We start from the raw sequence: 13,464 nt of genomic DNA on the forward strand, positions 1-13,464 counted from the left end.
AATTTAGTATGATTGAATACATATTTAAATGGCGAAAGAATACACTTTCCAACTATGAAAAAGCATATACAAAAATATTAAAAACGAAATTTAATTAATTTATTTCAATAATTTACCATAATTTAAGAGAATTTTTTATATTTCCACGAATAAATTGGTATTAATGTAAACATCCCAACAATCACAATAATCATCAAATAAAAGTAGTAACCTAATACATCCCCCAATATGCCGCTGATCATGTAGAGTGAACCACTTACTGTCGCCATAATCGAAACCTGAAAGGTAAAATCAGTCCCTGCAAATTGTTTACGACTGTAATGCATAATCAAAGTCAGCATCACCACCAGCAATAGAGCAGAACACGCATCTTCAAATGCATTGACTAGATATAGCCACAACGGACTAATCTGATAACCATGTTCATAGACAAAAGCCAAACAAACATACCCCAGCAGGCTCAGGATTTTTAACCAAGAAAATGCAATCAATGCAGTTGGTCTAGCAATATATTTCAGCAAGACACCTGCTATTCCTGCCCCAGCCAAAGCTGCGACTGCACCTAACATAGTGATATAAATTCCAATCTGTGAGAAGCTCAAGCCCATATCAACCATTAATGGTTTGAGTAAAGGCCCCGACAACCCATCCGCAATCTTGAAACTGACCAAAACCAATAGCCATGCTTTTAATTCTGAAGAAGATTTAAAATAATCCAGATATGCAGTAATCGTTTTAAATATAGAGTGAGCTGGCTGATCATGCGTAGTTTGCACTTTGGCGTGAATCGGTTCTTGAAAGAAAAGAACGGGTAGCGTATTCAAAAAAACCAATAGCGCCAAAATCAAAAAGGTTGCTTGCCAATGTAACCAATCCAAACACCACAACACGGCTCCACCGCCTACGATAAACCCAAGTCGTGAGCCAATCACTTGAATCGTATTCCCCCAGTGTTGTTGATCACTTTTTAGCAAATTTACTGCCAAGGCATCCGTGGCAATATCCTGCGTCGCACCAGTCAGATTCATAAACAACAATAACCCAAAGAAAATCAACAAATAACTGGGTTGATCAAGTGCATGAATTGGGAAAAAAGAAAGAATAACCAAAATGGTCACGCTGCATAATTGCGTTGGAATAACCCAACTGCGGTATTGTCCCAACCTAGACAATGCAACTCGATCAACAAATGGCGCCCAAAAGATTTTAATTGCCCAAGGCAACATTAATAATCCAAAACCACCGATATGCGCCAAAGACACACCTTGTGCTCTTAAGATCACAGGTAAAGCATGCGTCATAAAGCCAACAGGTAGACCTTGCGCCCAATATAACGAAAATAGCAGGAGATAAACCTGTCGAATATTAGGCATACGAACGATTCCTGTAATCTGCAATCCACATATAGAAGTATCTATTCATTCCATTTTCAAGATCATAAAATCTTATTTTTTGCCAATGCAGTGTATCGTATGACCGCTTAACATAATAAGAAGTTGTTATTTTAAATTTTTATTTATGCCACAACATTTTCCTGATTTACCGCCATTAGTGCCACAACGTGGAAACTTTTATAGCCGAGAATTGTGTAAAAAACTCTTTTTAAGCCAAGGTTGGACGGTCGTCGGCGAAATTCCCAATCTTCCTAAAGCGGTAGCCATTATTTCACCACACACTTCAAATATTGATGGTTGGTATGGTTTTCTGGCGATTGGTGGCTTGGGACTAAAAATAACAGTGCTTGGAAAAGATACGTTGTTTAAACCACCCTTCAAAGCCTTTCTCAACTGGGCTGGCTTGATCCCTGTACGTCGCGATAGCTCATACGGGCTGACAGAACAAGTTGTTGCAACCATACACCAACACGAACGGATTTGGGTCGGTATGGCACCTGAAGGAACGCGAAAAAAAGCCGAGAAAATGAAAAGCGGTTTTTACCATATTGCGCATGCAGCAGGTATTCCAATCGTCATGTTTGCCTTTGATTATGATCATAAGACGATCTACAGCTTAGGTGCTTTCACACCAACAGGACATTATCAGCAAGATCTAGAGCAGATCATGCAACACTATGTTGGCCATTTCTCACCTAAAAACCCCGAATGGCTTGCAGAGCCATTACAAAAACTAGTGAAAAAAGACTAGAAAAATAAGGGTAAATCTGATCTGATGTGCCCTTCCAATTGGTTAATTAATCTACATTCGATATGAATATTGCTCGACTTTCTTGTTTGGCGCTGGTCAGCTTCACTTTATTTGGCTGTGATCCCACTGCAAAGAAAACTGTTCCCACTCCGACGATGCAAGCACGTGAACCTGTGATTGCAATTGCCTTAGGCGGGGGTGGCGCAAAAGGCTTTGCTCACATTGGTGTGATCAAAGTATTAGAATCACATGGGATTAAACCTAAAATCGTCACAGGTACAAGTGCAGGCAGCTTTGTCGGCAGTATTTATGCCAGCGGACAAACGCCTTATCAAATGCAAAATCTTGCTTTGAAACTCCAAGAATCAGATCTCCGTGATTTGACCATAAATAGTCAAGGATTTATTCTGGGTCAAAAGCTACAAAACTACGTCAACACTCAAATTGGAAATAAGCCAATTGAAAAATTTCCAATTCGTTTCGCAGCTGTAGCGACACGTTTAGATAATGGTAAAAAGGCGGAGTTCATTAAAGGAAATGCAGGACAAGCAGTTCGAGCGTCGTGTAGTATTCCAAACGTATTTGTTCCTACCGTCATTGGAAATACCAAATATGTTGATGGTGGACTAGTCAGCCCGATTCCAGTGAAAACTGCAAAAGATATGGGGGCTGATATCGTGATTGCAGTAGATATCTCTGCTCGACCAACAGCTGATCGACCTGTCAGCATGTGGGGATTACTTGATCAAACGCTAAACATTATGGGACAGCAAAGTATCAATGAGGAACTCAATCAAGCCTCGATTGTAATCCAACCTAAAGTCGGGCATCTCGGTGTACTTGATTTAAAATCCAGTCATCAAGCCATTCTTGAAGGTGAAAAAGCAGCTCAAGCGAAGATCGTTGCGATTCAAAATGCGATTACTGCATTTAAGAAATCACCAGCTGCATTAAAACCTGCCCCGACACCTAGATTCTAAAAAAAGGACATAGCAGCTATCGATATTTTAAATATCGACAGCTCCTGTATATTCATAGAGTTAATGATCTGCTAGAGTACAGGAGATGAATAAATTTTCATCTCCTGTACTTTTATAATGCGAGCAAATCTATGGAATTTGTAGTTGAGCCTTGGCACTGGTTTGTATTAGGGATTTTACTCATTCTTTCAGAGTTAATTTTACCTGCGTTTGCCGCGCTATGGTTCGGCATAGCTGCCATCATGGTCTGCATTTTATTATGGCTCTTCCCAATGATGGGATTTCCAACTCAAGTCATTACTTGGGGAATTTTATCTATTTTATGTACGCTTCTTTGGTTCAAATTTATCAAACCATTATCTATCGACAAAACCAAGGCTGGTCTTTCTCGCGAAGCCACCATTGGTCAAGTGGGTATGGTGATTCAAACAGGTCTTGAGCATGAACAAATTCTGGTTCGTTTCTCATTGCCTTTATTGGGTTCTGATGAATGGCATTGTCGCTGTACAACGCCAGTCAAAGTGGGTGATCGCGTACGCGTAATTGATATTTTGGGCAATGATTTAGTCGTCCAACCACATTGCAATTCATAAACAAAAAGAGGGTTTCAAATGTCTGTCGGTACTATAGTTGTCATTGCGTTTTTAGCATTTGTTGCGACAACCATTTTCAAAGGGGTACGTCTCGTTCCTCAAGGCTACAAATGGATTGTTCAACGATTAGGTAAATACCATACCACTCTACAGCCAGGTTTGAATTTCGTGATTCCGTATATTGACGAAGTCGCTTATAAAATCACCACCAAAGATATTGTTTTGGATATTCCTTCGCAAGAAGTGATTACCAGTGATAATGCTGTATTAGTGATGAATGCTGTGGCATATATCAATATTACAACACCTGAAAAAGCAGTCTATGGTATTGAGAACTATAACTGGGCGATTCAGAACATGGTTCAAACTTCACTGCGTTCAATCGCTGGTGAAATGGCTTTAGATGATGCTTTGTCTTCTCGAGATCAGATCAAAGCGAAGCTTAAAGCTGCGATTTCTGACGATATTGCAGATTGGGGAATTACCCTTAAAACGGTTGAGATCCAAGACATTCAACCATCACACACTATGCAAGCAGCAATGGAAGCCCAAGCTGCTGCTGAACGTCAACGTCGTGCAACCGTAACTAAAGCAGATGGTGAGAAACAAGCTGCGATCTTAGAGGCAGATGGTCGTTTAGAAGCTTCTCGTCGTGATGCAGAAGCACAAGTTGTCCTTGCTGAAGCATCTAAACGTGCAATTGAAATGGTAACAAGTGCAGTTGGCGATAAAGAAACGCCTGTTGCTTACTTGCTTGGTGAGCAATATGTTAAAGCCATGCAAGAGTTATCAAAATCAAACAATGCCAAAACTGTGGTATTGCCTGCTGATGTCTTAAATACAATTCGTGGATTAATGGGCAAACACTAAACCATGATTCTCTAAAAAAAGCGGCAAATTTGCCGCTTTTTTTATTTCTTAGATTAGCTTTTTCGAGCAAGCAAAAAGTGTGAAATAGCAGTTAACTCCTGCGCTTGGTCACCAAAATACACCAATGCATCAAAAGCCTGATCATGTAAAGTCTGAGCATAGGTTTTAGCCTGTTCCAAACCCATCAGTGCAGGATAAGTTGATTTCTGTACTTGTTCATCCTTGCCTGCAGTCTTTCCTAAAGTTTCAGTACTGGCCGTAATATCTAAAATATCATCTTGCACTTGGAAAGCTAAACCAATGGTTTGCCCGAATTGACGTAATTTCGGAATTGCTGGATCCGTCCCGGCAAAAACAGTAACAGCCCCCATCATGATCGCAGCCTGAATCAATGCCCCTGTTTTATTACGATGAATATTTTCTAATTCAGTTTGATCAACTTGTTTTCCTTCGGCTTGTAGGTCTAATACCTGCCCAGCAACCATTTTTGAACTCGCGGTTGCCAAAATCTGCATTTGCTTGAGTACGATCTGACTATCTATACCCTGTCCTTGTTCGTCAAATAAACGACTGCCAAGGATCTCAAATGCCATCGATTGCAAAATATCTCCTGCCAGCAATGCCGTGTCTTCACCAAATACCACATGACAAGTTGGTTGACCACGACGTAATAAATCATTATCCATACATGGCAAATCATCATGTGCCAAGGAATAACAATGAATTAACTCAACGGCAACGGCAGCACGGCGAACTGCGGCAAAATTATGATTTGGTTTTAACGAAGCTGTGGCATAGCACAATGCTGGACGAACACGCTTGCCCCCAAGCATGACTGCATGATGGACGGCTGCTTTTAACGGTTCTGGAATAGAAAATGCAGCTAATGCAGTCAATAAATCTTGTTGAATACGTTGTTGAGCTTGTTTTAAAACATCCGCATTAACTGGAGAAATAGATGACACAATTGCCTCGAAATATTGAATAAAAAATGATATGACAAGATTTGTCGGAATGTCGACATCATATCATCAATTTCGAGGAAGTCCCCCTTATAACAGGGGGATTTATACAGACCTTAGAAACTATCTCCTGGAACGCGCACCCAGCCTTCCATCAGTACACGAGCACTTCGACTCATAATGGCTTTTTTTACTGACCATTTACCATCAATCAATTCTGCCTGCGCACCAACACGCAATGTTCCTGATGGGTGACCAAAACGTACCGCTTCTCGTTCACCACCACCTGCGGCTAAATTAACTAAGGTACCTGGAACTGCAGCGGCCGTACCGATCGCAACAGCAGCTGTACCCATCATTGCATGGTGCAGTTTCCCCATAGAAAGGGCACGTACCAGCAGATCCACCTCAGTTGCCTCAACAGATTTTCCGCTTGAAGAGATATAGGTTTTGGGCTTAGACACAAAAGCGATCTTTGGCGTGTGCTGACGAGATGCGGCTTCAGAAATATCTTTAAATAACCCCATTTGCACAGCACCATAAGCACGAATCTTTTCAAAACGAGCCAGCGCTGTCGCATCACTATTGATATGATCTTGCAACTCAGTCCCTTGGTAGCCAATATCTTCTGCATTTAAGAAAATAGTTGGAATACCCGCATTAATAAAGGTCGCTTGGAATGATCCAATATCAGGTACATTGAGTTGATCCACCACATTTCCTGTAGGGAACATATCACCGCCATCTTCACCATCATCAGCAGGATCTAAAAACTCGATCTGAACTTCTGCTGCTGGGAAAGTCACACCATCTAACTCAAAATCACCTGTTTCTTGAACTTCTCCATTAGTGATCGGCACATGAGCAATGATGGTCTTCTGAATATTTTTCTGCCAGATACGTACCGTACATATACCATTTTCAGGAATACGCTCAGCATCGACCAAACCATTTGAAATTGCAAAGGATCCAACTGCCGCAGTTAAATTACCGCAGTTACCACTCCAGTCTACAAAAGGTTGATCTATCGAGACTTGGCCAAATAAATAATCCACATCATGTTCTGGCTCAGAACTTTTTGCCAAAATTACAGTTTTACTGGTGCTTGACGTTGCCCCACCCATCCCATCAATTTGCTTAGCATATGGGTCAGGACTGCCGATCACACGGAGAAGGAGTTGATCACGCGCTTGGCCAGCCACTTGTGCTGATGTCGGCAAATCATCTAATTTGAAAAAAACCCCCTTACTTGTCCCCCCACGCATATAGGTAGCAGGGACTTTAATTTGTGGGACTGAGCTCATTTCATTTCATCCTTTTATCGTGTTTTTCGTACAATAGCGATTTCATTTAAAATTACTGTACAACAAGCCAAAATACTTTATAACCTATTTTTCTAAGCCAAATATCATGCTTAAATTATGCCCTGTATATTCAGTGGATCGGCTGTGTTTGACAATGGCAACAAAATAAAAAATTGTGAATTAAACAGCAAGAGCTATTTCTAGTTGTTTAAACATTCATCTTTGTTTATTTTACCATCGATTCAAATATAGGATTTTCAAGGATTTTTTAACACTACTTTCCAGTCATAGCCTAACTGTTGTTTTACTAGGCGAAAATCTTTCAATCTATTAGAATAATCCACTTATTCCTCGTCGAGCTCAGTCCTTTGAACAACGATACTTCTCAACTTCAGCGTGGACTAAAAAACCGTCATATTCAGCTCATCGCCATGGGTGGGGCAATTGGTACGGGCTTATTTTTAGGTTCTGCACAAGTGATCCAGTCTGCTGGACCATCTATCATTTTGGGTTATGCAATTGGCGGTTTGATCGCATTTCTAATCATGCGTCAACTCGGCGAAATGATCGTCGAAGAACCCGTTGCAGGTTCATTTAGCCATTTTGCGTATAAATATTGGGGTAAATTTCCAGGTTTCCTATCGGGTTGGAACTATTGGGTTCTCTATATCTTAGTGGCTATGGCAGAACTTACTGCTGTCGCAAAATATATCAATTACTGGTGGCCTCATATTCCTGCATGGTCATCTGTATTGTTTTTCTTTCTTGTGATCACCGCGATTAACCTTACCAATGTAAAATTCTATGGTGAATCCGAGTTTTGGTTAGCGATCATCAAAGTAACAGCCGTGATAGCCATGATTCTATTTGGTTTGTTCTTGATCGCTACCGCTGATGCAAATTCAACTGCGTCATTTAGCAATCTTTGGACACATGGTGGCTTTTTTCCAAATGGTTTTGAAGGCTTGTTCTTCATGTTGGCTTTCTTGATGTTCGCTTTTGGTGGTATTGAACTTATCGGGATGGCTGCGGCAGAAGCAAAAGATCCAAAGAAAACCATTCCGAAAGCCATTAACCAAGTGGTATTTCGTATCCTGATTTTCTATATCGGTTCATTGACGATCCTTCTGTCATTGGTTCCTTGGAATCAACTTGATTTAGGTGGTCTCGATAAAAGCCCATTTGTGATGATTTTTAGTCAAATGGGAATTGGTTGGGCAGCACACTTACTAAACTTCATCATTCTAACCGCCGCATTATCTGTTTATAACAGTGGTATGTATGCAAATAGTCGTATGCTCTATGGTCTAGCTCAGCAAGGCAATGCGCCAAAAGTGTTCACAAAAACCAATAAACAAGGCGTGCCAATTCCTGCTGTTTTACTTTCTGCTTTGTTGATTTTTGGCTGCGTACTTTTAAACTATTTTGTACCAGAAGAAGCACTTGGTCATTTGATGTATGTGGTTGTTGGGGCATTGGTTTTAAACTGGGCGATGATCAGCTTAACGCATCTTCAGTTTATGAAAATGATCAAGAAAACTGGTCTGAAAACAAGCTTCCCTGCACTTTGGGCGCCATTTAGCAATTATTTAGTATTAGCATTTATTGCTGTGGTTCTCTTTATCATGTGGCAACAAGGCTTTAAAGAGTCTGTGCTTATGATCCCTATTTGGATTGTGCTCATGCTTGCGCTATATAAAGTTCTCAACCCAAAATCCAAAGATTAAACAGTTGGTCGCTTTAATCAAAAAGTGATTGCTTCGGCAATCACTTTTTTGTTTATAATCATTGCACTATGCGCTCATAGCTTAACTGGATAGAGCAGTTGCCTCCTAAGCGACCGACGTGGGTTCGAGTCCCGCTGAGCGCACCAATTAAAACCTAAAACTATAATCAATGTTAAAACGCATTTCATTCGCTGAATGGAAAACCATATTCGTTGGCATATCATTACGATAATGGGAAAAACGTGCACGCATTCCTAAACCTTGTAATTTACCTTCAGGGATTTTATACCCCAGATCGAACTCAATTGATTCCTCTTTAAAACGTTGATCTCCATATTGGAGTAAATCAATATCTTCTCCTTTTGCATATCGTGTCATAAAACGAAGACCATTTAAGGAAATATCACCTAATTGAGCATTTTTGAAATCATACTCATAACGAACTGAATAGACTTTTTCATCCTTGTTCGAATAATCCGAACTCATAAAATCCAGCACAACAGGACTTTCGGTTCCCGACAAAAATGGCAATCCCGTCGAACCAAACGACTGCATATATCCCAAAGAAATCGTATGATTTTGATAATTCAAACCAAATAAACCACTCAAATGATGGTTATCCACCTCTCCGATTTTTTTGCTTCCCGTTTCAGCACTATTAAAAAAACGCACATCACTTAAAAAATTAAGTTGTTCGTTTAAGGCTTGTTTCCCGTTAAAACCTAAAAATTGTTGCTGGTAAATATCTTTAAGTTCGGCGTGATAAGCACGCAAACGGTAATCTTTTAATTGGTAATTTCCCCCGAAACTATAAAAATGATCAGTCTTTGCTGATTTGTCAAAACGTTGGTTGATATTATTTATACCCACCTCTGTATAGCGAATCGAGTCGCGTTGCCGCACTTCATCTACATAAAACCCCTCTAATTGAAGATTTGGAATTTCATTTGAAACAAAGCGAACCCCGCGATAAGTCTGGGGAAATAAACGTGCTGGTGATGAAAATATAGTCGGCAATTGTGGAACGAGATCCCCCACAAATAGCTCATTTTTTCTGAATTTTGCCTTTCCCGTAATTCCAATTTTCCCATAATAATCATCACGAGAATTATCCGCATTGACCTGCAATAAACCACTACGAGCATAGTCATCTGCACGATTGCCCATCAAGTTAAAGCCTGCCATTGCCAACACATCAAGACCGAATCCTACGTTACCCTCGGTATAACCAGACTGTCCTTTAAAGATTAAACCCTGTGCCCAATCTCTGGCGGCTGTATAGGGATATGGATCTTGCTTATAGTCTCGGTCGAAGTAAAAATTTCGAAGTGTCAGCTCGGCTTTACTGTCTTCAATAAACTCGGCATGTGCGATCTGACTAAATAACGGGCACAAGCATATCCCCATCCATACAGATGTCTTTTTCATTTTTTATCTCAACTATTTAATTTTTTAGGATTTAAGGTGCTGTTTTAAGGGCGTAATTTTGCTCTTTTTTGTTCCTGTAAAAAGCATTACCCAAGCTTAAAATCAAGAAAATAGCTAAAATAAAGACCACACCGTAATAAGCATAAAGCGTGGCTGGAGCGATACCTTTATCCAGAAAAATGCCTGCAACTGTTGGTGATAAAATTGCACCAATACGACCAAATCCAATGGCATAACCTACACCACGACTACGGATTTCAGCATCATAAATTGTCGGTGAGATTGAATATAAGCCTGCTACACAACCATTGATAAGCGTTCCTAATAGCAAACCAACCACCAGCGCTATACTGACATGCGTTGATACTGCAACAAATAAGAATACACAAACTGCCGTTAACCCTAAGAACAGGCTTAATGCGTAGAAAATTTTGATACGTGAAGCAAGTAATCCGATGATTGCCGCACCAAAAATCCCGCCAATACTAATTAAAATTCCGGTCGTCACACCCTGATCAGCTGACATTCCCATTGAAAGTAAAATTTTAGGTGTCCAGCTCATCACAAAATAAAAACCGAACATTACTAAGAAAAAAGCAAACCAAAGGCAAAGTGTTTGGAAGCGAAGATGTCCATCAAATAGCTTGACCAACTCCCCTTTATTTCCCGCGGTACTGGTTTTTACTTGGTGTGGTAAAGCAGACAGAGTACTTCCCCCTATTCTCTGCATCGTTATATTAATTTGCTTTAATGCTTGTTTCGGTCTTTTTGCCAACAAATAATCCAGTGATTCTGGCAGCAACCAGATGCTCACAAATAGCATCATGATCGTCGCAATCCCCCCTGCCAAGAAAATTGAACGCCAACCCAATTGTTCAATCAATGCCAGTGATAATACGCCTCCCAATGTCGCACCGATTCCATAACCAGTAGACATTAAACTCACTGCAAGACTTCTCCATTGCCCATTGGCATATTCACTCGCTAAAACATTACTACTCGCCAGAATACCGCCAACCCCAACACCCGTGATAAAACGAAGTATTGCTAAGATATGGTGATTGTCTACAAATGCACAGGCCAACATGCTTAAACCAGAAATAACCAAGCAAGTTAAGATCAATAAACGACGCCCCACTTTGTCTGCAAAAGGCGCTAAAAATATTGAACCAGCAGCCATTCCAAACAGGCCTGCACTTAATAGCATTCCGATTTGTGCCCCCGACAAAGACCACTCCATAGACACTGAGGGCGCCGTAAATGCCATGACCATGACATCAAAACCATCGATAATATTTAGACAAATACAAATTGAAATCACGAACCATTGATAACGGCTCATCTTATTTTGGTTTATTTCACTTAGAACATCTCGGTTCATGTGTATATCTCCAACACTGGATAAAATACACATACATCAACGCAAAAGCGTGCGATGGCTGATCATGCATATCCCTATCCAAAAATTTATTAACATTGTTTGATTTCACAAACCGTATGCTGTCGATACGTTTTGCTAAGCATCCTGCTTTTTTTATACCGAATAAATGGATCCAAAAAATCAATGGTTTTTTAGGTGTGATTTAAAATTTAAACTTAAATGCATGTATTTTATTAATTTAAATTCTAAAAACAATACAAGAGAATAATTTTCAAATAATTTAAATTAAATATGGATCCAATTTAAAAAATAAATTATGCTTTCAGTGAGCCCATTTTTTAAACAAAAATATTCCCCTATGTGCATGATGCACTGACTACACCAAAGGATTGAGAGATGAAGCTAAAACAAATCGTTCACTTTACACTTGGACTCACTTTTCTAGGGCATACCCTGCCCATAGCTCAAGCTAAATCAACTCAAACACCCAACATTATGATTATTTTGGCGGATGATTTAGGTTTTTCAGATATTGGTGCTTACGGCAGTGAAATTAAAACACCAAACATTGATAGCTTATTAAAACAGGGAAAGATGCTTTTCAATTTCCATGCATCATCAATGTGCTCACCCACTAGAGCACAACTCATGACAGGAGCCGACAATCATCTCGTAGGTTTAGGTGCGATGTATGAAACATCTAAACGCCAAACAGCATTGGTAGGTGAAAATAGTCCACGCTCGCTTCTTAAAGTCGATGGATATTCCGGTCATTTAACCCCAAATGCCTACACCCTCGCCGAAATTCTAAAGCGCAAAGATTATTATACTCTCATGGTCGGTAAATGGCATTTAGGTCATGCATCAGAACACAACCCTCATGCACGTGGTTTTGATCAATCCTTTGTTTTATTAGATGGGTTTGACTTACACTTCAAAGACCAACCCAAAAACTATCCACGTGAAGTCCAATATACCGAAAATGGTCAAAAAACTGAGTTACCTGACGGCTACTTTTCTACCGATTACTTTACTCAAAAAGCTTTTGAATATCTCGATAAGAATAAACAAGCTAAACCTTTCTTTGCCTATCTAGCGTATACCGCACCTCACTGGCCAATTCAGGCACCAGATGCGTATTTAAATCTTTATAAAGGAAAATATGATCAAGGCTATGACGCGATCAGAAAACAGCGCTTTAAAAAGCAGAAAAAATTAGGATTGATTCCAGTTAACGCAAAACTCCCAGCGCAACACGGAAATCAGGCACTCAACACCAAAAGCTGGTCAGACTTATCCTCTGAAGAGCGTAAATACGAAGCTCGGAAAATGGAAGTTTATGCAGGCATGATCACTCAATTGGATGATCGCATCGGAGATATCATCCAGTATTTAAAGAAACATCACCAATATGAAAACACACTCATCATTTTCATGTCAGATAATGGTGCTGAAGGAGGAAATCATAACTTCCCAATGGGTGAGGCAGATAACAGTTATGAAAATATTGGTAAAGCCACCTCCTATGTATATATGGGACCACGGTGGTCAGAAGTGAGTAGCACACCCTTCACCTATTGGAAATCTGCCGCTTCAGAAGGTGGCGTGCGCGTCCCTTTTATCATCAAATACCCGCAACATCTTTCCAAAGATCGAGGAGTCAACAATCATTTTGCGACTGTACGTGATGTCTTCCCAACCGTAATGGAACTAGCAAATATTCAATCTGATCAACTTTACTCAACATCAAGCAAAAAAATTCAACCCTCTGGCTTTAGCCTAATTCCTGCACTGAAAAACAAAAATGCCCGCATTCGACCAGTAAATTACCATGATTTCAAGGAATTACACGGTAGTCGTTATGCCAAAAATGATGAATGGAAACTCGTAGAAAACTCTCCATCGAAGTTCAACAGTCAAGGTTGGGAACTCTATAATTTAAAAAGTGATTTCAATGAACAGCACAATGTTTCTACTCAACACCCTGATATCGTAAAAATTTTAAATGATAAATACTTAAAATATGCCGATGAAAATGGTGTTGTCGATTTTGAACAATACATCAAGAAATAGG

11 protein-coding genes and 1 tRNA gene are annotated in these 13,464 nt (G+C 40.0%); 7 read left to right on the top strand and 5 right to left on the bottom strand.

All coding sequences use genetic code 11. From position 1 onward, the window contains the following. Positions 1-122 precede the first annotated feature (122 nt). On the bottom strand, positions 123-1,373 hold the full coding sequence (locus tag DK207_RS14790; protein ID WP_109441849.1) for an MFS transporter: 1,251 nt from the start codon (positions 1,371-1,373) through the stop codon (positions 123-125). A 145-nt stretch (positions 1,374-1,518) separates the two neighbouring features. Here DK207_RS14790 and DK207_RS14795 point away from each other — a divergent pair, with 145 nt between their 5' ends. The 4 genes from DK207_RS14795 to DK207_RS14810 all read left to right on the top strand — a co-directional run bounded on the left by DK207_RS14795 (position 1,519) and on the right by DK207_RS14810 (position 4,588). Next, entirely contained in the window at positions 1,519-2,145 is a 627-nt protein-coding gene (locus DK207_RS14795) for a lysophospholipid acyltransferase family protein (protein ID WP_004640488.1), read from the top strand. A 62-nt stretch (positions 2,146-2,207) separates the two neighbouring features. After that, entirely contained in the window at positions 2,208-3,125 is a 918-nt protein-coding gene (locus DK207_RS14800; protein WP_109441850.1) for a patatin-like phospholipase family protein, read from the top strand. A gap of 131 nt (positions 3,126-3,256) precedes the next feature. Then, entirely contained in the window at positions 3,257-3,718 is a 462-nt protein-coding gene (locus DK207_RS14805; RefSeq protein WP_005089349.1) for an NfeD family protein, read from the top strand. An 18-nt stretch (positions 3,719-3,736) separates the two neighbouring features. Then, positions 3,737-4,588: an SPFH domain-containing protein gene (locus DK207_RS14810; protein WP_005089347.1), complete on the top strand. Its 852-nt coding sequence runs from the start codon at positions 3,737-3,739 to the stop codon at positions 4,586-4,588. A gap of 53 nt (positions 4,589-4,641) precedes the next feature. Here the strand turns inward: DK207_RS14810 and DK207_RS14815 are convergent, their stop codons facing one another. Then, on the bottom strand, positions 4,642-5,553 hold the full coding sequence (locus tag DK207_RS14815) for a polyprenyl synthetase family protein (protein ID WP_109441851.1): 912 nt from the start codon (positions 5,551-5,553) through the stop codon (positions 4,642-4,644). 113 nt (positions 5,554-5,666) lie between these two features. Then, positions 5,667-6,854, bottom strand: a complete 1,188-nt coding sequence (prpF, locus tag DK207_RS14820) for a 2-methylaconitate cis-trans isomerase PrpF (RefSeq protein ID WP_075314975.1) — start codon at positions 6,852-6,854, stop codon at positions 5,667-5,669. 368 nt (positions 6,855-7,222) lie between these two features. Here prpF and DK207_RS14825 point away from each other — a divergent pair, with 368 nt between their 5' ends. Next, the gene (locus DK207_RS14825) at positions 7,223-8,581 is read left to right on the top strand and encodes an amino acid permease (protein ID WP_005083094.1); all 1,359 of its coding nucleotides are present in this window, start codon (positions 7,223-7,225) and stop codon (positions 8,579-8,581) included. 70 nt (positions 8,582-8,651) lie between these two features. Beyond that, positions 8,652-8,727: transfer RNA gene (locus tag DK207_RS14830), tRNA-Arg, on the top strand. Position 8,728: 1 nt separating this feature from the next. On the opposite strand, the gene DK207_RS14835 is transcribed toward DK207_RS14830, so the two are convergent. Then, positions 8,729-10,009, bottom strand: a complete 1,281-nt coding sequence (locus DK207_RS14835; protein WP_109441852.1) for an OprD family outer membrane porin — start codon at positions 10,007-10,009, stop codon at positions 8,729-8,731. A 31-nt stretch (positions 10,010-10,040) separates the two neighbouring features. After that, positions 10,041-11,390, bottom strand: a complete 1,350-nt coding sequence (locus DK207_RS14840; RefSeq protein WP_109441853.1) for an MFS transporter — start codon at positions 11,388-11,390, stop codon at positions 10,041-10,043. Positions 11,391-11,786: 396 nt separating this feature from the next. On the opposite strand from DK207_RS14840, the gene DK207_RS14845 reads away from it, so the two are divergent. Then, positions 11,787-13,463: an arylsulfatase gene (locus DK207_RS14845; RefSeq protein WP_109441854.1), complete on the top strand. Its 1,677-nt coding sequence runs from the start codon at positions 11,787-11,789 to the stop codon at positions 13,461-13,463. The last annotated feature ends 1 nt before the right edge of the window (position 13,464 follow it).

This window comes from Acinetobacter haemolyticus (genome assembly GCF_900406815.1).
Taxonomy (GTDB): domain Bacteria; phylum Pseudomonadota; class Gammaproteobacteria; order Pseudomonadales; family Moraxellaceae; genus Acinetobacter; species Acinetobacter haemolyticus_A.

What these genes read in the sequence shown, in the direction of transcription:
- DK207_RS14840 (WP_109441853.1), bottom strand. Translation starts at nt 11,390, where the DNA reads ATGAACCGAGATGTTCTAAGTGAAATAAACCAAAATAAGATGAGCCGT.
- DK207_RS14845 (WP_109441854.1), top strand. Translation starts at nt 11,787, where the DNA reads ATGAAGCTAAAACAAATCGTTCACTTTACACTTGGACTCACTTTTCTA.
- DK207_RS14790 (WP_109441849.1), bottom strand. Translation starts at nt 1,373, where the DNA reads ATGCCTAATATTCGACAGGTTTATCTCCTGCTATTTTCGTTATATTGG.
- DK207_RS14805 (WP_005089349.1), top strand. Translation starts at nt 3,257, where the DNA reads ATGGAATTTGTAGTTGAGCCTTGGCACTGGTTTGTATTAGGGATTTTA.
- DK207_RS14835 (WP_109441852.1), bottom strand. Translation starts at nt 10,009, where the DNA reads ATGAAAAAGACATCTGTATGGATGGGGATATGCTTGTGCCCGTTATTT.
- prpF (WP_075314975.1), bottom strand. Translation starts at nt 6,854, where the DNA reads ATGAGCTCAGTCCCACAAATTAAAGTCCCTGCTACCTATATGCGTGGG.
- DK207_RS14810 (WP_005089347.1), top strand. Translation starts at nt 3,737, where the DNA reads ATGTCTGTCGGTACTATAGTTGTCATTGCGTTTTTAGCATTTGTTGCG.
- DK207_RS14795 (WP_004640488.1), top strand. Translation starts at nt 1,519, where the DNA reads ATGCCACAACATTTTCCTGATTTACCGCCATTAGTGCCACAACGTGGA.
- DK207_RS14800 (WP_109441850.1), top strand. Translation starts at nt 2,208, where the DNA reads ATGAATATTGCTCGACTTTCTTGTTTGGCGCTGGTCAGCTTCACTTTA.